Source organism: Mesorhizobium sp. WSM4820 (assembly GCF_055811075.1).
On sequence record NZ_JBVVQN010000009.1, the window covers coordinates 115,146 to 136,513 of the forward strand.

Here is a 21,368-nt window from a genome sequence, read left to right on the forward strand (position 1 = left end):
CGTGGGAGTCTATTCGTTTCCCGTTCTCGCAGGGCTCGTGCTGACGCCTCTGCTGATCTCGGCGGGTCAGGTGCTGTTCAAACTGACCAGCGCGCGGGCCGGCGGCACGGACGTTCCGAGTGTGCTCGCGCTGTTCGCCGACCCTTACCTGATCGCCGCCTTCGCCATATACGGCTTTGGCACCATCGTCTGGATCTATGTGCTGAAATCCGTTCCGCTGACGGTCGCCTATCCGTTCATGGCGCTGACCTTTTGCGCCGTGCCGCTGCTCGCCTGGTCGCTGCTCGGCGAACAACTCAGCCTGCGCTACGGGCTCGGTGCCGCGCTGATCATCGCCGGACTGCTCGTCGTCAACGGTTGATGCCCCTTTAGCTAATCCCCAGCGTCAGACATGGCGGCTGCAGGCCGGCCGGCAGCGCGACCGTCAGTCAAAGAACCTAATTCCCTGTGCAGAGGAACTAGGAGAGGGCGGGCCGCTCCTGGCGATCCCAGCTCCCAGGCGATCAAACTGCCGAGCCGACATCTTCACAGCTCCCCTCCGCTTAACCCTTGCTTCACCAATCTCGTTCATGTTCCGTTGAGCAAATTGCCGCCGTGGAGCGCTTCAATGACCGGGCCGAGATCGTCCTTTCCGTTTGCCGCGCTGCTTGCCGCCACCGCCTTCGTCGTGACGGCTAAGGCCGGCGCCGGCATCGAGGTCACCATGAACCAGGCGAAGATCGTCAAATTGTCGCGCGCTGCCGATACGATCGTCGTCGGCAATCCGGCGATCGCCGACGCCTCGGTGCAGGATGCTTCGACGATCGTGCTGACGGGCAAGGGCTTCGGCGTCACCAATCTCGTCGTCCTCGATCAGGAGGGCCGTCCGATCGTCGACGAGCAGATCACCGTCGTGCGACAGGACGCGTCCTCGGTGCGCATCTATCGACGCGCCGAAATACAGACCATGTCGTGCACGCCGTATTGCGAAAGCTCATATAAAAGCGAGGCGGAGAAGACCTCGGAAGCCGAGATGAGCGCCGGCCAGTAAGCGACCCGACTGTTTCGTCTCGCTGAAAAATCCGCTTCGGTTATCGGCCTGTTAAAACCTCCCCTTCGAATTTAACGATCATCAAAACCGCACTTCAATGGGTTTGCGCTAATGTTGCCCGACACCCCCTAAGGGATCGGCAGGCACGGGACATGAGCAAAGCAGGACGATCAAGCCTTTCAGCGCGCTTCCTTGGCGACCGGCGCGGCAGCACCGCTTTGGAGTTCGCGATGCTTGCGGTGCCATTTGCGCTCCTCGTCTTTGCCATACTGGAGAGCTGCATTTCATTTGCCGGGCAAGAGGTGATGGCCAATATCACCGACGATGTCGCGCGCCAGCTGCGGACTGGCCAGATAAGGCAGGCCAACGTGACCGAGGCGACGCTGAAGTCCATGATTTGCAGCCGGCTGGAGATCATGGTCGCCAAGGACTGCCCGGGATTGGAAGTGGATCTGCGCGCGTATCCGAGCTTCGCCGCTGCGGCCCAGGCGGGCTTCAATATCCAAGACGGCGAAATCGCGTTGACCGGCACGACCCCCTCGACTTTTACGGTATCCCCGGGCTTGGCTGAATCGATAAACATGCTGCGGGTTTTTTACAAATGGCCCGTCATGACCGATTTCATGGCCAAGTCGATGGCCAATCTGAAAGACGGCAACACGCTGCATTTCGCATCGATGACCTGGAAGAACGAGCCGTTCGACGACTGAAAATGCAAACCGCTGCGTGGGAAAAGGACGATAGCATGGGGCGTGCGGGGGCACATATGAGGACCGCTGGGATCTGCGCGAAAGCCATACGGTTCTGCCGTGATCGCCGCGGTGTCGCGGCGGTTGAGTTTGCCTTCATCGTGCCTGTCCTGCTGATGATGTACTTCTTGACCATGGAAGCCTCGCAAGCCATCGAGACCAACAAGAAGGTCAGTCGCATCGGCAGCATGGTGGCGGATCTCGTCACCCAGCAGCAGACCGTCACGCCAGCCGAACTCGATGCGATCATGCAGATCGGCAACTCCACCCTTCAGCCGTACAACCGATCGGACCCGGAAATCATCATCACCGCAATAGAGGTCACGAACGAACCGACGCCGCGGGTGCTGGTCGCCTGGTCACGCAAGATGGTCGGCGACGCCTTCAGTGCCGGCGCCGCCAAGGAATCCATCACCACGGTTCCACCGCAGCTTGGGGTCAAGGGCACGTTTCTCGTTCGCGTCGAAAGCAATCTCGCATACGAGCCGATCATCACCTGGTCGGCGGACAGTGAAAAGCGGCTTGGCTTCAGTTCGGCTTTCAACTCGATATCGATGGGCGAAACCTATTTTCTCAGGCCGCGCAGGAGCCCGACCATTACCTGCGACACCTGCTGAAACGGCGGCGCCCGATCGCCATTGCTATCGGCCCGACAGCACGATGGCTGAGGATGCCTTGCATGTCGCATGTGAGTTCCCTCTCGTTTTCGTCGATCCACGCCGATGCCGGCGACAATTCCACCATCGCGCCCGGATGTGCACACAGCCGTCTGGTTCCGAATTGCCAATGGCGGCGCGGCCGCCTATGTCTGGGCGGACAGACAAACGATAATAATGATCCCCTGCAATGGCGCGCGCCTTCCTTTTTGTTCTCGATTCCTTCGGCATCGGCGGCGCGGCCGACGCAGAGCGCTATGGCGACACCGGTTCCAACACGTTCGGACACATCGCTCGAGCCTGCGCGGAAGGCCGGGCGGATCGCGAGGGGCTGCGCAAAGGCCCGCTTTTCGTACCCAACATGCTCTCGCTCGGCCTGGCGCACGCGGCGAAAACCGCGACAGGATTCTGCTTCGACAGCGGCGGCCTGCTTGCCTCCGCCTTCCACGGCGCGGCGCAGGAGATTTCCAGCGGCAAGGACACGCCGTCAGGCCATTGGGAAATCGCCGCCTTGCCGGTCCGCTTCGACTGGGGCTATTTCCCGGACACGGTTCCCGCCTTTCCAGCCGACCTGACCGAAGCGATCATTCGCGAAGGAGAGGTGCCGGGCATTCTCGGCAATTGCCATGCTCCGGGCACCGAGATCATCGAGCGGTACGGCGAGGAACATGTCCGCACCGGCAAGCCGATCTGCTACACTTCGGTCGACTCCGTCCTGCAGATCGCCGCGCATGAAGTTCACTTCGGCCTGGAGCGGCTCTACGAATTCTGCAAGGTGGTGCGCAGGCTGGTCGATCCCCTGAACATCGGACGGGTGATCGCGCGGCCTTTCATTGGCGAAACCGCCGCCAGCTTCGCACGGACGCACAACCGCCGGGACTATTCGGTGCCGCCGCCCGAACCGACCCTGCTCGACCGGCTGACGGCGCGCGGCAGCCGGGTCATCGCGGTCGGCAAGATCGGCGACATCTTCGCCCATCGCGGCATTTCGGAAGTGCGCAAGGCCGCCGGCAACATGGCGATGTTCGACAAGGCGCTCGGCGCGATGGATGACGCGGGCGACGGCGACCTCGTCTTCGCCAATTTCGTCGATTTCGACACCGAGTTCGGCCATCGGCGCGACGTTGCCGGCTATGCCGCCGCGCTCGAGGCCTTCGACCGGCGGCTGCCGGAGGCGCTTGCACGGCTGAGGGAAGGCGACCTTCTCATCCTCACGGCCGACCATGGCAACGATCCGACCTGGCACGGCACCGATCATACGCGCGAACGCATTCCGGTGATCGGAAGCGGACCAGGCTTTGGCGGCGACATTGGGTTGAGAGCGACGTTCGCCGACATCGGTGAAACCGTCGCCGAGCATCTTGGGTTGGCACGCGGCCGTCACGGCACCTCCTTCTACACAGCGATAGGCGGCCATGCCTGAGTTGCCTGAGGTCGAAACGGTGCGGCGGGGCCTGCAGCCGGTTCTGGAAGGCGCCCGCATCGCCCGCGTCGAGGCGCGCCGGCCCGACCTGCGCTTTCCGTTTCCCGAAAAATTCCTGGAGAGGCTGACCGGCAAGACGATTACGGCGCTCGGCCGCCGGGCCAAATACCTGACGATGCACCTGGAAGGCGGTCCGGTGCTGATCTGCCATCTCGGCATGTCGGGCTCGTTCCGCATCGAAACCTCCGATGGCAGCGGACTACCCGACAGCAGCGAAATGCCGGGCGCGTTTTATCATGAGCGCCCGAAGAGCGCGGTGCACGACCATGTTGTCTTCCATATCGTCTCCCCCCAAGGCGCCCGGTCCCGGGTGACCTTCAACGATCCGCGCCGTTTCGGCTTCATGCTGTTTTCGGAAGGGACGCCTGACACGCATCCGATGCTGGCGGGGCTTGGCGTCGAGCCGACAGGCAATGCGTTGGACGGCGAGCTGCTCGCCTCGCTGCTGAAAGGCCGGAAGTCGCCGCTAAAGGCAGCACTTCTCGACCAGCGGCTGATCGCTGGGCTCGGCAATATCTATGTGTCGGAGGCGTTGTGGCGCGCCGGCCTGTCGCCGTTGCGCGAGGCAGGCACCATCGCAAAGCCTGGAAAGAAGGCCAAACAGCAGCGCGACGCCCTGGCCGAAGCAATCCGCGCGGTGATCGCCGATGCGATCGCCGCCGGCGGATCGTCGCTGCGCGACTATGTGCAGACCGACGGGTCCCTGGGCTATTTCCAGCATTCGTTCGCGGTCTATGATCGCGAGGGCGAGCCCTGCTCCAAGCACGGCTGCAGCGGCCATGTAGAACGCATCGTGCAAAGCGGGCGTTCCACGTTCTATTGCCGGAGCTGTCAGTTGTGACTTAGGGGGTGTAAGCCAGGTGCCAGGGTGAACGATGCCTGATGCAAGGAGATGACCGAGTGAGGAGATACAGTCATGGCCTATGAAACGATTATCGTCGAAACCCGCGGCAAGGTCGGGCTGATCACGCTGAACCGGCCGAAGGCGCTCAATGCGCTGAACTCGCAGGTCCTGGCGGACGTGGTCGCGGCCGTGAACGGCTTCTGCGCGAATGCCGACATCGGCGCGATGGTCATCACCGGCTCCGAAAAAGCCTTCGCGGCAGGTGCGGACATCAAGGAAATGCAGGCGATCTCCTTTGTCGACGCGTATGTGCAGGATTTCTTTATCGGCTGGGAAGAGCTCACCCGAGTGCGCAAGCCCGTCATCGCGGCGGTGGCCGGCTATGCGCTCGGCGGCGGCTGCGAACTTGCGATGATGTGCGATTTCATCATCGCCGCCGACAACGCCAGGTTCGGCCAGCCCGAGATCACGCTCGGCGTCATGCCGGGCATGGGCGGATCGCAGCGCCTGACCCGTTTCGTCGGCAAGTCGAAGGCGATGGACATGTGCCTGACCGGACGGATGATGGATGCGGCGGAAGCCGAGCGTTGCGGCCTGGTGTCGCGTGTCGTGCCCGCCGGCGAATTGCTCGAGGAGGCGTTAAAGGCGGCGGCCAAGATAGCCGATTTTTCGCTGCCGTCGGTGATGATGGCGAAAGAGGCCGTCAACCGCGCCTATGAAACGACACTGGCCGAGGGGCTGCGGTTCGAGCGCCGGCTGTTTCACTCACTGTTTGCACTCGATGACCAGAAGGAAGGCATGGCGGCCTTTGTCGAGAAGCGGAAGCCAAATTTCTCGAACCGGTAGCCAAATTTCTCGAACTGGTAGATGGCGACAACATCAGCCGGGAGCGAGCGACAGCAGCGGCCCAAAAAGAAGGCGAAGCAGCGTTGACGCGCCGGAAAAGCTGAACTATAAGCCGCACCAACCGAGGCGGCCCTGTGGCTGCCCGTTTGTTTTTTGCGCCTTGCGGCATCCCGCATGCGCCCACCAGATCAGAAGAGAGGCATCATGGCCAATACCTCCTCGGCCAAAAAGGCAACGCGCAAGATCGCCCGCCGCACGGCGATCAACAAGAACCGCCGCTCGCGCGTGCGGACCTACATCCGCCAGGTCGAAGAGGCGCTCGCCTCGGGCGACAAGGCGGCCGCGCAGGCTGCTTTCAAGGTGGCTGAGCCGGAATTGATGCGCGCCGCGAGCAAGGGCGTGGTGCACAAGAATACGGCATCCCGCAAGGTGTCGCGCCTGGCCCAGCGCCTCAAGGTGTTGTCGGCCTAACCCGGATATCCGGGCTGATATACCTTTACTAAACTTGTCCTTTTCAGACCCGGCCGCTCGTGCCGGGTTTTTTCGTTTGCCGGCAAGTACTTAAAAAGAAAGCCCGCAAGCAACACCCCGCACGATTTCGAAGTTCGAATTGCTTTGCCGGCATATACCTGCCGGCTGACAGGCGCAGCCGCTGAAAGCGTTCACGGCGAAAATATCAACTGTCGAAAATCACCTTTATTTTTCAAACGGTTGCGGACGGTCATCCACAGCTTGTTCACATCGGGTGCGAGGGATGGGGGACAATTGCCTGTCAAGAAAATTATTTGATAAAATTTCGCGCGACGCGGCCTTTTTCACATTCGCCGGAAAAGGGTTTGAATCACAATGGGTTTGTCAAAACAAGCCAGTGCAACGCAGGCTCCGAACACGTTTGCGCTAACCACATTCCTTAAAAATCCGTTAGTCGTGGCCTTGCCCTATCCACAGCGATTTCGCTAAGGTCTGTCTATCGAGAGGGACGGGCCGTTGGCCCTTAACCCAGCCTGAATCGGCCAGCACAAAATGGCAGAATTCATGACGCGGATCATCTCCGCGTACGGGTTTGGTTTGCCTTTTCGATACGGTAGGGGAATGGCGTAATTGTACATGGCAGATCAATGACGCGCCGGCGTTTCGCCGGGCGGAATTGTATTGCCCTGACATGACCAAAGCGGGCTGGCTCCGAGGAGCCGGCGCCGGTTCCCCGACAATGAGGCGACATCAGCTGCCGGCGGCGGCGATGGTGTCGCTGTGAGGACACGGTCGCCGGAAACATGGATGCAGGAGGCGCATTCCCGGCGGAAAAAGGTACAAAAGGACAAGGAACTCGATCATGCAGAGCGGCATCGAAAGGGAGCTTACGGGCGACCTCCCATTCCCTGGGACCTTAACCGGAGGGGACGCTATGTCGGCTTCCATCGACGCGGAACAAAAGTTCGACCGGGTCAAGGCCCAGTTGAAGGCGCGTCTGGGAACCGAAGTCTATTCGAGCTGGTTCGGGCGCATGAAGGTCGCCGAGGCGTCCCGGGGCATTGTCCGCATCTCGGTGCCCACCGCCTTCCTGCGCTCGTGGATCAACGGCCACTACCTCGACCTCATCGCCGAGCTGTGGAAACACGAGGATCCTGAAATCCTCAAGATCGAGATCGTCGTGCGCACCGCTACCCGCCCGGGGCGCAACGGCGTCGAACCCGAAGTGGCGCCGGCGCGCAAGATGACCAGGCAGGCGCAAACGGCGCTGGCCGCGGGAACAGCGGCCCCCGGCAGGGTGGAGCGGGTACCGGCACCTCGCCCGGGAATGCCTGCCGAGACCGAGTTCCGGCACAATGTGCTCGGTTCGCCGCTTGACCCGCGCTACACGTTCGGCTCCTTCATCGAAGGACCGTCGAACCGGGTGGCCTTCGCCGCCGCCAAGGCGGTGGCGGAATCGCAGTCGAGCGCGGTGCGCTTCAATCCGCTGTTTCTGCACGCGACGGTGGGGCTGGGCAAGACGCACCTGCTGCAGGCGATCGCGGCGGAATCGCTGAAGCAGAATCCGAAATCGCGCGTCGTCTATCTCACGGCCGAATATTTCATGTGGCGGTTTGCCACCGCGATCCGCGACAACAACGCGCTGACGCTGAAGGAGCAATTGCGCGACATCGACCTCCTCATCATCGACGACATGCAGTTCCTGCAAGGCAAGTCGATCCAGCATGAATTCTGCCATCTGATCAACATGCTGCTCGACAGCGCCAAGCAGGTGGTGGTCGCCGCCGACCGGCCGCCGTCGGAACTGGAATCGCTGGAGCCCCGCGTCCGCTCGCGCCTCAACGGCGGCGTCGCCCTCGAAATGTCGGCGCCGGATTTCGCCATGCGGATCGGCATGCTCAAGTTGCGCCTTGCCACCGCCAAGGCCGACGATCAATCGCTCGACATCTCGGAGGAGATCCTCAACCATGTCGCCCGCACGGTGACCGGCAGCGGGCGTGAACTCGAAGGTGCGTTCAACCAGCTTCTGTTCCGCCAGTCGTTCGAACCGCAGATCACCATCGACCGCATCGACGAGATCCTCGGCCACATCTATCGTTCGGGCGAGCCGAAGCGGGTGCGCATCGAGGACATCCAGCGCATCGTCGCGCGCCACTACAATGTGTCGAAGACGGAACTTCTGTCCAACCGGCGCACCCGCACCATCGTCAAGCCGCGGCAGGTCGCCATGTACCTGTCGAAGGTGATGACACCGCGCTCCTTGCCGGAGATCGGGCGGCGTTTCGGTGGCCGCGATCACACGACGGTACTGCATGCCGTGCGCAAGATCGAGGATCTTTCAGGCGTCGACAACACGCTGGCGCAGGAGCTCGAATTGCTGAGAAGACTGATCAACGACCAGGCCTGACCAGCCCGAAAAACAAAAGCGTGTCGCGTCTGGATGGCCGCGACGCGCTCGTTATCTTCGTCCTTATGCACGTCGTTGCCGCAGAACCGCTGCGCACCCTCGGGCCTGACCCGGGCCTGACCCGAGGGCATACTTTTGGGCGACGAGCATTGGCTTGCGGGCTTCGCCGGTTTTATCCCAAGAAAGCCCGCGTAACCGGCCCGAACCGTCAGCGCGGGCTTGCGTTCACCGGTTTTTTCCTGTCAGTTTGTGCAGATTCTGACCTGTTCAGACCTTTCGCGGGTTGTCGCTTGCCGGAGACCCGCTCATTCATTCAAGCGAGCCTGTTTCGTCATGCGTGTTATCCTGGAACGGTCAAATCTCCTGAAGTCGCTCAACCACGTTCATCGCGTGGTCGAGCGGCGCAACACCATACCGATCCTGTCGAACGTGCTGCTGAGCGCCGAAGGCGCCACCCTTGAAATGAAGGCGACCGACCTCGACCTGGAAGTGACCGAAGCCACGCCCGCCAAGGTCGAGCGCAGCGGGGCGACGACGGTTCCGGCGCACCTGCTCTACGACATCGTGCGCAAGCTCGCCGACGGCGCCGAGGTCATGCTGAAGACCGACGAGGACGGCAACGCCATGACGGTGACCTCGGGCCGCTCGAGCTTCCGCCTCCAGTGCCTGCCGCAATCCGATTTCCCGGAGCTTTCGGCCGGATCGTTCTCGCATATCTTCCGGCTCGATTCGGTCGCGCTCAAGGGCCTGATCGAGAAGACCCAATTCGCCATCTCCACCGAAGAGACGCGCTACTACCTGAACGGCATCTACCTGCACACGCATGACGCCGACGGCAAGCTGAAGCTGCGCTCGGTAGCGACCGACGGCCATCGGCTGGCGCGCGCCGAGATCGACGCGCCGGCGGGATCGGAAGGCATGCCGGGCATCATCATTCCGCGCAAGACGGTCAGCGAACTGCAAAAGCTCGTCGATGACCCTGATATCGCGGTGACCACCGAATTGTCCGACACCAAGATCCGCTTCACCATCGGCAGTGTCGTCTTGACCTCGAAGCTGATCGACGGCACCTTCCCGGACTATCAGCGGGTGATCCCGACCGGCAACGACAAGAAGCTGATCATCGACCGCCAGAGTTTCGCCGCGGCCGTCGACCGCGTCTCGACCATTTCGTCCGAACGCGGCCGGGCGGTGAAGCTTTCGATTGGAGAAGGCCAGGTCACGCTTGCTGTCAACAATCCGGATTCGGGCAGCGCCACCGAAGAACTGGCCGCGGATTATTCGTCCGACGCGATCGAAATCGGCTTCAACGCCAAATATCTGCTCGACGTCGCCGCCCAGTTGACCGGCACCGAGGCAAAATTCATGCTGGCGGATGCCGGCTCGCCAACGCTGATCCACGACATGGCCGACGAAACCACGCTCTACGTGCTGATGCCGATGCGGGTCTGATGCATGTCGCGCAAAAGTGTGCAGCGTTTTTGCGATAACGATATGCATAAAACAACAACCTAAAGCGCGTCGCATGAGGCCGGTCAAACGCGGCGCGCTTTAGGCCGGAACGAGGCCATCTTGCTGTCATGACCGGAGTTGCGAAGCAGCCTGAGCACGACCAGCAGACTTATATAAGTAAGCTGTCACTTACCAATTTCCGCAATTACACAACACTGTCGATCGATCTCGATCCCGGCCCGGTGGTCTTTTCCGGTGACAATGGCGCCGGCAAAACCAATCTGCTGGAGGCGATTTCCCTGTTGACGCCGGGGCGCGGCCTGCGCCGTGCGCCTTATGCCGACGTGGCGCGCGAAGGCGGCGACGGCGGCTTTGCCATCCATGCCCGGCTCGATGGGCCGGACGGCCCGGTCGAGATCGGCACCGGCATCGCAGGCGGCGATGCCGCCGAGAGCGGCCGGCGGGTGCGGATCAACGGCGCGGCGGCGCGCTCGGCGGAGGACATGCTGGAATGGCTGCGCGTCGTCTGGCTGACACCGGCGATGGATGCATTGTTCACCGGGCCGGCCGCAGATCGGCGGCGCCTTCTCGACCGGCAGGTGCTGGCGATCGATCCGGGCCACGGCCAGCGCGCGCTCGACTACGAAAAAGCGATGCGCGGCCGCAATCGACTGCTTGCCGAAGGCTCGCGCGATGGCGCCTGGTTCGATGCGATCGAGACGCAAATGGCCGAAACCGGTGTGGCAATTGCCGCGGCGCGTGCCGAACTGGTGCGCCTGCTCACCGCCATGATCGGCAGACTGCCAAGCTCCGGTCCGTTTCCGCAAGCCGACATCGGCCTGTCCGGCGCGCTGGAAAGCGAGGTCACAACCAGCGCGGCTGTCGATGTCGAGGAGCGGTTCCGCCGCGCGCTTGCCGAAGGCCGCGATCGCGACCGCGCCGCCGGGCGCACGCTCGACGGGCCGCACCGGTCGGATCTCGTTGTACGGCACCGGCCAAAGGCGATGCCGGCCGAACTCTGCTCGACCGGCGAGCAGAAGGCGCTGCTGGTCGGCATGGTCCTGTCGCACGCCCGGCTGACCGGCGAGATGTCGGGCATGACGCCGATCCTGCTGCTCGACGAAATCGCCGCCCATCTCGACGCGGGCCGACGCGCCGCGCTGTTCTCGATCCTCGAAGAGCTGAATTGCCAGGCTTTCATGACCGGGACCGATGCGGCGCTGTTTTCCAGTCTCAACGGACGCGCGCAGTTTTTGACCGTCGATCATGGCACGGTTCGGTGAATGGTGAATGGTGAATTGTGAATGGTGAATGGTGAATGGTGAATGGTGAATGGTAGTGAGAGCGCCATTATTTCACTAATCACTAGTCACTACTGAGTGGTCGCTATTCACTATTCACTATTCACTATTCACTATTCACTATTCACTATTCACTATTCACTATTCACTATTCACTATTCACCATTCACTATTCACCATTCACACTATTCAACTGCAGCGCACCCCGATGGGCAAGCCGATGGCAGGCTTTGGCAACGTGCATTACCGCCTGACAAGATTTTTCTCCCGCTATATGGTCCGGCGATGATCACCACCGCGCTCACCAACGAAGAACTCGAACGCTACGCCCGCCACATCGTGCTGCCCGAGATCGGCGGCGCCGGCCAGCAGCGACTGAAGCGGGCTCGGGTCCTGGTCGTCGGCGCCGGCGGGCTGGGAGCGCCGGTGCTTGAATATCTTGCCGCAGCCGGCGTCGGCACGCTCGGCATCGTCGACGACGACAGCGTCTCGCTGTCGAACCTGCAAAGGCAGGTGATCCACGGCACCGGCGCTGTCGGCATGGCGAAGACCGACAGTGCCAAGGCGGCGATCGCCCGCATCAACCCCAACGTCGCCGTGGAACTGCACAATCTCAGGCTGACGGCGGACAACGCCCCTGCCCTAGTCGCCCGATATGACATCGTCGTCGACGGCTCCGACAATTTCGAAACCCGTTATGCGGTGGCCGACGCCTGCGCTGCGGAAAAGCGGCCGCTGGTCCATGCCGCCGTCGGCCGCTTCGACGGCTCGGTGACCGTGCTGAAACCGTTCGAGACCGGCACGGATGGCAGGCCGAATCCGAGTTATCGCGATCTTTTCCCGGAACCACCGCCGGCCGGCCTGGTGCCATCCTGCGCCGTGGCCGGCGTGCTCGGCGTGCTGACCGGCGTCGTCGGCACGCTGCAGGCCATGGAGGCGATCAAGCTGATCGCCGGCATCGGCGAACCGCTGGTCGGCCGGCTGCTGCTTTACGATGCATTGGCCGCCCGCTTCGACACGATCCGCTACAAGAGCAGCTAGAACAAGAGCAGCTAGATTTTGGACAGCCCGGATTCCGTCGCGCAGCTTCCGGCCGATTTCGACCGTTGGGACGAGGTGTTGGCGCTGATTATGCGCGCCTTCGCTGCCATGGATGGCGTCATCGATCCGCCATCCTCGGCGCATCGGCTCACGGTCGAAAATCTCCGGGACAAGGCCCGGCAGGAGACGGGCTTTGCGGCGCTGAAGGACGGCAGGATTGTCGGCTGCGTTTTTGTCCTTGAGCGGGCCAGAGATTTCTATGTCGGAAAGCTCGCGGTCGAACCGGATTTTCGGGGACAAGGCATCGCCAGGCGGCTGATGCAAGCTGTCGAGAATTTTGCCCGCAACCGCGGCAAGCCTGCGATCGAGCTTCAGACGCGGATCGAATTGACCGCGAATCACGCGGCCTTTGCCCGCCTCGGCTTTCGCGAAACGGAACGGACGGCGCACAGTGGCTATGACCGACCGACCTCGATCACCATGCGCAAGGTTCTTTCGTAAGCCTACGCTAACTTACTATGGCAGCCGGTCACGTCCGCAGCGGCAGCACGCGATCCGGCGGCCGATGGCCATCGAAGAAGGCGCGGATGTTGATGATCACCTTCTCGCCCATGTCGATCCGGCCTTCGAGCGTCGCCGACCCCATATGCGGCAACAGCACGACCTTGCCCTTGGCGGCGAGCTTCAGCAATTTGCTGTTCAGCGCCGGCTCATGCTCGTAGACATCGAGCCCGGCGCCGGCAATCTTGCCGTCCTGGATCAGCTTGACCAGAGAGTCCTCGTCGATGATGTCGCCGCGCGCCGTGTTGACGATGTAAGCGGACGGTTGCAGAAGCGCCAGCCGCCGCGCCGAAAGCAGATGGAAGGTCGCCGGCGTCGACGGACAATTGACCGATATGATGTCCATGCGGGCAAGCATCTGGTCGAGGCTTTCCCAATAGGTCGCCTCCAGCTCATCCTCGACCGCGGCAAGCACGCGATGGCGGTTGTGATAGTGGATCGACAGGCCAAAGGCCTTGGCCCGCCGGGCGACGGCGGTGCCGATGCGGCCCATGCCGACAATGCCGAGGCGTTTGCCCCAGATACGCCGGCCGAGCATCCAGGTCGGCGACCAGCCGGCCCATTTCTTGTCGCCGGTCAGCACATTGGCGCCTTCCGCCAGCCGCCGCGGCACCGCCAGCATCAGCGCCATGGTCATGTCGGCGGTATCTTCGGTCAAAACGTTCGGCGTGTTGGTGACGGTAATGCCCTTCTTCGCTGCTGCTGACACGTCGATCTTGTCGACGCCGTTGCCGAAATTGGCGATCAGCTTGAGGTTGTCGCCGGCCTGGGCGATCAGGGCTGCGTCGATTTGATCGGTTATGGTCGGCACCAGCACGTCGGCTTCCTTGACCGCCGCGACCAGTTCCGGCTGCGTCATCGGCCGGTCTTCGACATTCAGCCGGGCGTCGAACAGCTCACGCATGCGGGTCTCGACCGGGTCGGGCAGCTTGCGCGTGATGACGACGAGGGGCCTTTTTCTGCCTACCATTGTTTCCTCGAACCCGACCTCGTTGAGACCTCTTTAACCAAGACAGGCGAAACTGCAGGCCGGTCGCGGTGCCAGTTCTCCATGTAACAAGAGGTTCCGCCGAAGACAAAGAAAAAGGGGCGCCAGGGCCGATGAGCCGGTGCCGAAAGGGAACGAAAGTGTCTGGTTTCGCGTCGCTCCGCCTGGCCCTCAGCGCAGCATTTCTCGGCGCTCTGCTTTATTCCCCGGATGTGGCGGCACAGAATGCGGCAGCACCGACCCAGAGCGTCACGCTCGGGCCGAGCGGCCTGCCGCTGCCGCGCTTCGTCAGCCTGAAAGCCGGCCGCGTCAACTCCCGCGTCGGACCAGGCGTCAACTATTCCGTCGACTGGATGTATATGAAGCCCGGCCTGCCGATGGAGATCATCCAGGAATTCGACACCTGGCGTCGGGTGCGCGATGCCGACGGCTCGGAAGGCTGGATCAACCAGTCGCTGCTTTCAGGTCGCCGCACGGCGATCGTAGCACCCTGGCAGCGCGGCAAAGATGCCCGAATCAACCTGCTCGACGACCCGCAAAAGGATGCCGGCATCGTCGCAATCGTCGAGCCGGGCGCCATGGGCACGATCAAGTCCTGTGACGGCCAGTGGTGCGAAATGACCTTCAGTGGCCACACCGGCTGGCTCGCCCAGTCGCTGGTCTGGGGCGCCTATCCCGGCGAACGGGTCAAGGACTGACTCTTCTTGCCGGTCGAGTCCGGAGGCCGATACCGGCGAAACGGTATCTCACGGCCTTATGACGAGCCGATCACTCGCAGCGTTTGGGGCGCAGCCTCACCACGATATCGACATTGGCGATCTCCATGCCCTCCGGCGGCTCCGGCAGGTTGGAAACCGTGACAGGACCGCTGGCGATGTCAAAAATCCTGTTTTCGCCCTCAATGTAGAAATGATGGTGATCGGAGGTGTTGGTGTCGAAGTAGGTCTTCGACCCCTCGACGGCCAGGATGCGCAGAAGGCCCGCCTGGGTGAATTGATGAAGGGCGTTGTAGACGGTGGCGAGCGATACCGGCACGCCGGCGGCGATCGCCTCCTCGTGCAGTTCCTCGGCCGACAGATGGCGGTCGCCTTTGGCAAAAAGCAGATCGGCCAGCGCAATGCGCTGACGCGTCGGCCTCAGGCCAGCTTCGCGAACCCGCTTGTCCACAGCGACATTTTCCTTCCGGCAGCCCAGATCCATCTATCCGTCCAAGCTCAAGTTTCGCCTCAAGAGCTGCCCAGAACGGCAAAAAACGAACATTGACCGAACCTGGACATAACCCGACATATATTCTGTCGGCCGAATACGATCAATAGCGCGCATTGACCCCGGCAGGCGGGCAGGTTAAGCGCAAACGCCGGTTTCCGGCCGGAAATAGATTGTGTTAGGAACCAACGACAAGGGCGCGCTACCGCCCGGACGATTATTGGGGACGGAGACTGATGGCGGTTTCGAAATCCAGCTACGATTACGAGGAACTGCTTGCCTGCGCCCGCGGCGAGCTGTTCGGACCTGGAAACGCCCAGCTGCCCTATCCGCCGATGCTGATGTTCGACCGCATCACCGAAATCAGCGAGACCGGCGGCGCCTTCGACAAGGGCTTCATCCGCGCCGAGTTCGACATCAAGCCGGACCTGTGGTTTTTCGCCTGCCACTTCATCGGCAACCCGATCATGCCGGGATGCCTGGGCCTCGACGCCATGTGGCAATTGACGGGATTCTACCTCGGCTGGCTCGGCGAGCCGGGCAAGGGCATGGCGCTGTCGACCGGCGAAGTGAAATTCAAAGGCATGGTGACGCCGTCGGTCAAGAAGGTAGAATATGGCGTGGATTTCAAGCGCGTGATGCGCGGCCGGCTGGTGCTGGGTATCGCCGATGGCTGGCTGAAGGCGGATGGCGAACCCATATACGCAGCAACGGATCTCAAGGTGGGTCTGTCCAAGCAATCGGCCGCCGCCTGACCGGCGCCTGCGCAGCGCGGCAAGTCCGCGGGAGGCGCAAAGGAAGCTGTAGAACTTAATTTGCGCATCCTTGTCCGGCAGGTTTCGGTCCGGCAGGTTTCGGGTTCATGCGCTGGAAGGAGTTGCGAATGAGACGGGTCGTAGTGACAGGCCTCGGCATCGTGTCGTCGATCGGCAACAATGCCAACGAGGTGCAGGCCTCGCTGCATGATGCCAGATCCGGCATCAGCTTCTCCGATTCCTTCGCCGAACACGGCTTCCGCTGCCAGGTCTGGGGAGCGCCGACGCTCGACCCCGCCGCGCTGATCGATCGCCGCGCCATGCGCTTCCTATCGCAAGGTGCGGCCTGGAACCATGTCGCCATGGACCAGGCGATCGTGGACGCTGGACTTGGCGAGAACGAGATCACCAATGAGCGCACCGGCATCGTCATGGGATCGGGCGGACCATCGACCAGAACCATCGTCGAGGCCGCTGAAACCACGCTCAAGAACGGCAGCCCCAAGCGCATCGGCCCGTTCGCGGTGCCGAAGGCGATGTCGTCGACCGCTTCGGCGACGCTCGCCACCTGGTTCAAGATCCACGGCGTCAATTATTCGATCTCTTCGGCCTGCTCGACCTCGGCGCATTGCATCGGCAATGGCTACGAACTGATCCAGTGGGGCAAGCAGGACATGGTCTTCGCTGGCGGCCATGAGGACCTCGACTGGACGATGTCGGACCTGTTCGATGCGATGGGCGCCATGTCCTCCAAGTTCAACGACCGGGCATCGGCTGCCTCGCGCGCCTATGACGTCGATCGCGACGGCTTCGTCATTGCCGGCGGCGCCGGCGTGCTGGTGCTGGAAGAGCTCGAGCATGCCAAGGCGCGCGGCGCCAAGATCTACGCCGAGGTCGTCGGCTATGGCGCGACCTCCGACGGCTTCGACATGGTGGCGCCCTCGGGCGAAGGCGCGGTGCGCTGCATGCGGCAGGCGCTGGCGACAGTCTCTTCGCCGGTCGACTACATCAACACGCACGGCACCTCGACGCCGGTCGGCGACTCCAGGGAAATGGGCGCGATCCGCGAGGTGTTCGGCGAAAACATGCCGTTCATCACCTCGACGAAATCGCTGACCGGCCACTCGCTGGGTGCGGCCGGCGTGCAGGAATCGATCTACTCGATCCTGATGATGCAAGGCGGCTTCATCGGCGAGAGCGCCCACATCGAGCAGCTCGATCCGGAATTCGAGGGTATGCCGATCGTGAGAGAGCGCATCGACGATGCCAGGATCGACACCGTCCTGTCCAACTCGTTCGGTTTCGGCGGCACCAACGCAACGCTGATTTTCCAGCGCTATTCCGCATAAGGACAGCCGACCATGGACGGATTGATGAAGGGCAAGCGCGGGCTTGTCATGGGTGTCGCCAACGACCATTCGATCGCCTGGGGCATCGCCCGGAAACTGTCCGAACATGGGGCGGAACTCGCCTTCACCTATCAGGGCGAAGCCTTCGGGCGCCGGGTCAAGCCGCTCGCCGACAAGCTCGGCTCCTCGCTGGTCGTGCCTTGCGACGTCGAGGACAGCGCATCGGTTGCCGCTACCTTCGAGACCTTGGGCGAGGCCTGGGGCGGCCTGGACTTCGTCGTCCACGCCATCGGCTTTTCCGACAAGAACGAGCTGAAAGGCCTTTACGCCGACACCAGCCGCGAAAATTTCGTCCGCACTATGGTCATCTCCTGCTATTCCTTCACCGAGGTCGCCCGTCATGCGGCCGCGCTGATGAGGGACGGCGGCTCGATGATCACGCTGACCTATGCCGGTTCGGTCCGCGTCATGCCGAACTACAACGTCATGGGAGTCGCCAAGGCCGGGCTTGAAGCCAGCGTCCGCTATCTCGCCAACGACTACGGCCCGCGCGGCATCAGGGTGAACGGCATATCCGCCGGACCGGTGCGGACACTGGCCGGCGCCGGGATTTCCGACGCACGCCACATGTTTTCCTACCAGCAGCGCAACTCGCCGCTGCGCCGCACAGTGACCATCGACGAAGTCGGTGGTTCCGCGCTCTATCTGCTGTCCGACCTGTCGTCGGGCGTCACCGGCGAAATCCACTATGTCGATTCCGGCTACCACATCGTATCGATGCCGGCGCTCGACGAGCTGAAGCGGACCGACAGCGGACGAGAGTAATTTCGGCCGCAGAAGATGCCTTAAAGCGCGTCGCGTTTGAATGGATTCATGCGACGCGCTTTAAGTTCTTGTTTATGCATGTCGTTATCGCAAAACCGCTGCGCACTTTTGCGCGACATGCATTGGTCCCGTCAACTCCGCCTTCAGCGGCGCGCCGCGAAAACCTTGAACATGCCGTCGCGGGCAATCTCGGCATGGCTGGAGAAGGCGGCCGCCAGCACCGGCTCGTAGGGAAGCTGGCGGTTCGCCACCACGAACAGCCGACCGCCCGGCTTCAGCGCCTTTGCCGCGGCGCGGATCATGCCGGCGCCGATCTCGGGCTCGGCCGCCCGGCTGCGATGGAAGGGCGGGTTCATGGCGATGGCGCCATAGCGCCGCTCGACCGGCTCGCTCAAAAGATCGATCCAGAAGAAACCGGGTTCCGCCGCTGTGTTGCCGATATTGAATTTCGCCGCCTCCAGCGCATCGAACTCGGCCTCGTAGAGATCGAGCGCCGATATGCCAGGTGAGCGGGCGGCGACCTCGGCCGCCACATAGCCCCAGCCGGCGCAGAAATCGGCAACGCTGCCACGCAGGTCGCCGGGCAGATTGTCGACCAGCAATCTCGAACCTGCATCGATCATGTCGAAAGAAAACATGCCTGGTGCGGTGCGGAACCGATCCTCGACCAGAAGGGCTGGATTGGCGGCGCGAAGTGCCGCTGCGACCGCGGCATCGGCAGGTCGATGAAACCAGAAGGCGATGCCGTGATGTTTCGGCAAATGGCCATCGAGCGGCACAAGCTCGTCGATGCGCTTGCGCAGGCTGGCAATGCCAGCGTCCTTGGCGCCGGCAGCGACAATCGACCCGCCCGGCCTCACACGCTCGACCGCCTCGGCGATGCGCAATTCGTTTTGCCCGCGATGACGGCCGGCAAGCACCAGTGCCGCATCGAAACCTTCGCCCTCCAGGCGCGGCGTGACGGTGAAACCGGCCGCCTGCAGCGCGCGATAATGCGGCCGGAAGCCTTGCACCAGATGCAGTGCTGCATCAAAACCTTCGGGCAGGCGGAAGCCCGGCTCAGCGCCCAGAAAGAGGACACGCTCGCCCTTACGCGGCAAGGAAACAGCCTCCGCCTCGAACGGATGGAACAGTGTCTTCAGCGGCTCAGCGGACATTTTTCGATCTCGAAGTGCAGCTGGCTTGACCAGAAAATGAAAGCGGGCGCGGCCTGTCGGCGCGCCCGTTTCGATTGTTCGGTCAGATCGCTCAGGCGGCGTCTTCTTCGCCGTCGGCCTTTTTGTCACGGGCGATTTCCTTGCCGGTGGCCTGGTCGACGACCTTCATCGACAGGCGGACCTTGCCGCGCTCGTCGAAGCCCATCAGCTTGACCCAGACCTTGTCGCCTTCCTTGACGACGTCCGAAGTCTTGGCGACGCGATCATTGGCAAGCTGCGAGATGTGGACGAGGCCGTCACGCGGACCGAAGAAGTTGACGAAAGCGCCGAAGTCGGCGGTCTTGACGACCGTGCCCTCGTAGATTTCGCCGACTTCCGGCTCGGCGACGATGGTGTGGATCCACTTCTTCGCCGCCTCGATCTCCTTGGCGTTGGACGAAGCGATCTTGACCGTGCCGTCGTCCTCGATGTTGATCTTGGCGCCGGTCTTTTCGACGATCTCGCGGATGACCTTGCCGCCCGAGCCGATCACGTCGCGGATCTTGTCGGTCGGGATGTGCATGACCTCGATGCGCGGCGCGAATTCGCCGAGTTCGGAGCGCGCGCCGGACAGCGCATGGCCCATTTCGCCGAGGATATGCTGGCGGCCGTCCTTGGCCTGATCCAGCGCGATCTTCATGATCTCCTCGGTGATGCCCTCGATCTTGATGTCCATCTGCAGCGAGGTGATGCCGTTGGCGGTGCCGGCAACCTTGAAGTCCATGTCGCCGAGATGGTCCTCGTCGCCGAGGATGTCGGAGAGCACCGCGAAGCGCTCGCCTTCCTTGATCAGACCCATGGCGATGCCGGCGACCGGCTTGGCCAGCGGCACACCGGCATCCATCAGCGCCAGCGAGGTGCCGCAGACGGTAGCCATCGACGACGAGCCGTTGGACTCGGTGATCTCCGAGACGACGCGCAGCGTGTAGGGGAACTGGTCCGATGTCGGCAGCATCGGGCGGATCGCGCGCCAGGCGAGCTTGCCGTGGCCGATTTCGCGGCGGCCGGGCGACCCCATGCGACCGGTTTCACCGACCGAATAGGGAGGGAAGTTGTAGTGAAGGAGGAACTTTTCCTTGTACATGCCGGTCAGCGAATCGACATACTGCTCGTCCTCCCCGGTGCCGAGCGTGGCGACGACCAGCGCCTGGGTCTCGCCGCGGGTGAACAGCGCCGAGCCGTGGGTGCGCGGCAGGACGCCGACTTCGGAGACGATCTTGCGAACCGTCTTCAGATCGCGGCCGTCGATGCGCGAACCGGTGTCGAGGATGTTCCAGCGCACGACCTTGGCCTGGAGCTCCTTGAACACGGTGCCGATCTGCTCGGACGTATACTTGGCTTCTTCGCCTTCTGCGGGTGCGAACGCAGCCTTGACCTTCGCCTTGACGGCGTCGACAGCGGCATAGCGCTTCTGCTTGTCAGTGATCTTGTAGGCATCGCGAAGCTCGCCTTCGACGATCTTCAGCATCTCGGCTTCAAGCGCCGAATAATCCGGCGCGGTGAAGTCACGCGGATCCTTGGCGGCGACTTCTGCCAGCTTGATGATGGCGTCGATCACCGGCTGGAAGCCGCGATGGCCGAACATGACGGCGCCGAGCATCAGATCCTCGCCGAGTTCCTTGGCTTCGGACTCGACCATCAGCACGGCGTCGGAGGTGCCGGCGACGATCAGGTCAAGCTTGGATTCCTGCATCTCGTCGACATGCGGATTGAGCACATATTCGCCGTTGATGTAGCCGACGCGGGCGCCGCCGATCGGACCCATGAAAGGGACGCCGGACAGCGTCAAAGCCGCCGAGGTGGCGACGATCGACAGGATGTCCGGGTCGTTTTCGAGATCATGCTGGACGACGGTGACAACGATCTGCGTGTCGTTCTTGTAACCGTCAGCGAAGAGTGGGCGGATCGGACGGTCGATGAGACGGGAAACCAGCGTTTCCTTTTCGCTCGGACGGCCTTCGCGCTTGAAATAGCCGCCCGGGATCTTGCCGGCGGCATAGGTCTTTTCCTGGTAGTTGACAGTCAGCGGGAAGAAATCGAGGCCGGGTTTTGGTTCCTTCATCGAAACGACGGTGGCGAGAACCTTGGTTTCGCCGTAGGTGGCGAGCACCGCGCCGTCAGCCTGGCGCGCAATCTTGCCGGTTTCGAGGATGAGCGGACGGCCGCCCCATTCGATTTCCACTTTGTGGTGATTGAACATGTCTTGTC

The 21,368-nt window shown here is 62.4% G+C and carries 21 protein-coding genes; 17 read left to right on the forward strand and 4 right to left on the reverse strand.

The genetic code is table 11. The annotated features are described in order from the left end of the window. Position 1: 1 nt before the first annotated feature. The 13 genes from AC0L2R_RS16415 (at position 2) to AC0L2R_RS16475 (ending at position 12,781) form a co-directional block, all read left to right on the forward strand. Entirely contained in the window at positions 2–361 is a 360-nt protein-coding gene (locus AC0L2R_RS16415; RefSeq protein WP_091599962.1) for a DMT family transporter, read from the forward strand. 246 nt (positions 362–607) lie between these two features. Next, positions 608–1,030, forward strand: coding sequence for a pilus assembly protein N-terminal domain-containing protein (locus AC0L2R_RS16420; protein ID WP_473510199.1), 423 nt, complete (start codon positions 608–610; stop codon positions 1,028–1,030). Positions 1,031–1,182: 152 nt separating this feature from the next. Then, entirely contained in the window at positions 1,183–1,740 is a 558-nt protein-coding gene (locus tag AC0L2R_RS16425) for a TadE/TadG family type IV pilus assembly protein (RefSeq protein ID WP_023802142.1), read from the forward strand. Positions 1,741–1,775: 35 nt separating this feature from the next. Beyond that, positions 1,776–2,396: a TadE/TadG family type IV pilus assembly protein gene (locus AC0L2R_RS16430; RefSeq protein WP_473510201.1), complete on the forward strand. Its 621-nt coding sequence runs from the start codon at positions 1,776–1,778 to the stop codon at positions 2,394–2,396. A 229-nt stretch (positions 2,397–2,625) separates the two neighbouring features. Continuing rightward, positions 2,626–3,858, forward strand: coding sequence for a phosphopentomutase (locus AC0L2R_RS16435; protein WP_473510203.1), 1,233 nt, complete (start codon positions 2,626–2,628; stop codon positions 3,856–3,858). Further along, positions 3,851–4,759 (forward strand): bifunctional DNA-formamidopyrimidine glycosylase/DNA-(apurinic or apyrimidinic site) lyase, encoded by a 909-nt coding sequence (mutM, locus tag AC0L2R_RS16440; protein ID WP_473510205.1) that lies wholly within the window; start codon positions 3,851–3,853, stop codon positions 4,757–4,759. The genes AC0L2R_RS16435 and mutM overlap by 8 nt, the downstream gene beginning before the upstream one ends. A 75-nt stretch (positions 4,760–4,834) precedes the next feature. Beyond that, positions 4,835–5,608 (forward strand): enoyl-CoA hydratase, encoded by a 774-nt coding sequence (locus AC0L2R_RS16445; protein ID WP_287058618.1) that lies wholly within the window; start codon positions 4,835–4,837, stop codon positions 5,606–5,608. A gap of 204 nt (positions 5,609–5,812) precedes the next feature. Further along, positions 5,813–6,079 carry a 30S ribosomal protein S20 gene (gene rpsT / locus AC0L2R_RS16450; protein WP_023802137.1) on the forward strand — a complete coding sequence of 89 codons (267 nt, stop codon included), beginning with the start codon at positions 5,813–5,815 and terminating at the stop codon, positions 6,077–6,079. Between the two features lie 934 nt (positions 6,080–7,013). Then, a complete protein-coding gene (gene dnaA, locus AC0L2R_RS16455; protein ID WP_023802135.1) occupies positions 7,014–8,486 on the forward strand; it encodes a chromosomal replication initiator protein DnaA in 1,473 nt (490 codons plus the stop codon). A gap of 333 nt (positions 8,487–8,819) precedes the next feature. Beyond that, positions 8,820–9,938 carry a DNA polymerase III subunit beta gene (dnaN, locus tag AC0L2R_RS16460; RefSeq protein ID WP_473510207.1) on the forward strand — a complete coding sequence of 373 codons (1,119 nt, stop codon included), beginning with the start codon at positions 8,820–8,822 and terminating at the stop codon, positions 9,936–9,938. A gap of 128 nt (positions 9,939–10,066) precedes the next feature. Then, positions 10,067–11,221, forward strand: a complete 1,155-nt coding sequence (gene recF / locus AC0L2R_RS16465) for a DNA replication/repair protein RecF (RefSeq protein ID WP_473510209.1) — start codon at positions 10,067–10,069, stop codon at positions 11,219–11,221. 303 nt (positions 11,222–11,524) lie between these two features. Next, positions 11,525–12,280 (forward strand): molybdopterin-synthase adenylyltransferase MoeB, encoded by a 756-nt coding sequence (locus AC0L2R_RS16470; protein ID WP_473510211.1) that lies wholly within the window; start codon positions 11,525–11,527, stop codon positions 12,278–12,280. 18 nt (positions 12,281–12,298) lie between these two features. Next, positions 12,299–12,781 carry a GNAT family N-acetyltransferase gene (locus AC0L2R_RS16475; RefSeq protein ID WP_473510212.1) on the forward strand — a complete coding sequence of 161 codons (483 nt, stop codon included), beginning with the start codon at positions 12,299–12,301 and terminating at the stop codon, positions 12,779–12,781. Between the two features lie 28 nt (positions 12,782–12,809). On the opposite strand, the gene AC0L2R_RS16480 is transcribed toward AC0L2R_RS16475, so the two are convergent. Further along, positions 12,810–13,811: a 2-hydroxyacid dehydrogenase gene (locus AC0L2R_RS16480; RefSeq protein ID WP_023802130.1), complete on the reverse strand. Its 1,002-nt coding sequence runs from the start codon at positions 13,809–13,811 to the stop codon at positions 12,810–12,812. Between the two features lie 158 nt (positions 13,812–13,969). Between AC0L2R_RS16480 and AC0L2R_RS16485 the strand changes: the two genes are divergently transcribed. Beyond that, entirely contained in the window at positions 13,970–14,527 is a 558-nt protein-coding gene (locus AC0L2R_RS16485; RefSeq protein ID WP_027151699.1) for an SH3 domain-containing protein, read from the forward strand. A gap of 70 nt (positions 14,528–14,597) precedes the next feature. Here the strand turns inward: AC0L2R_RS16485 and irrA are convergent, their stop codons facing one another. Then, a complete protein-coding gene (irrA, locus tag AC0L2R_RS16490) occupies positions 14,598–15,029 on the reverse strand; it encodes an iron response transcriptional regulator IrrA (protein ID WP_023802128.1) in 432 nt (143 codons plus the stop codon). A 242-nt stretch (positions 15,030–15,271) separates the two neighbouring features. On the opposite strand from irrA, the gene fabA reads away from it, so the two are divergent. The 3 genes from fabA to fabI all read left to right on the forward strand — a co-directional run bounded on the left by fabA (position 15,272) and on the right by fabI (position 17,964). Beyond that, the gene (fabA, locus tag AC0L2R_RS16495; protein WP_023802127.1) at positions 15,272–15,790 is read left to right on the forward strand and encodes a 3-hydroxyacyl-[acyl-carrier-protein] dehydratase FabA; all 519 of its coding nucleotides are present in this window, start codon (positions 15,272–15,274) and stop codon (positions 15,788–15,790) included. A gap of 128 nt (positions 15,791–15,918) precedes the next feature. After that, the gene (gene fabB, locus AC0L2R_RS16500; protein WP_473510213.1) at positions 15,919–17,139 is read left to right on the forward strand and encodes a beta-ketoacyl-ACP synthase I; all 1,221 of its coding nucleotides are present in this window, start codon (positions 15,919–15,921) and stop codon (positions 17,137–17,139) included. Between the two features lie 12 nt (positions 17,140–17,151). Next, a complete protein-coding gene (fabI, locus tag AC0L2R_RS16505) occupies positions 17,152–17,964 on the forward strand; it encodes an enoyl-ACP reductase FabI (RefSeq protein WP_473490519.1) in 813 nt (270 codons plus the stop codon). A gap of 143 nt (positions 17,965–18,107) precedes the next feature. On the opposite strand, the gene AC0L2R_RS16510 is transcribed toward fabI, so the two are convergent. After that, complete coding sequence (locus AC0L2R_RS16510) at positions 18,108–19,121, reverse strand: class I SAM-dependent methyltransferase (protein ID WP_473510215.1); 1,014 nt, start codon at positions 19,119–19,121, stop codon at positions 18,108–18,110. A gap of 91 nt (positions 19,122–19,212) precedes the next feature. Continuing rightward, on the reverse strand, positions 19,213–21,360 hold the full coding sequence (pnp, locus tag AC0L2R_RS16515; protein ID WP_023802123.1) for a polyribonucleotide nucleotidyltransferase: 2,148 nt from the start codon (positions 21,358–21,360) through the stop codon (positions 19,213–19,215). Positions 21,361–21,368: the final 8 nt, after the last annotated feature.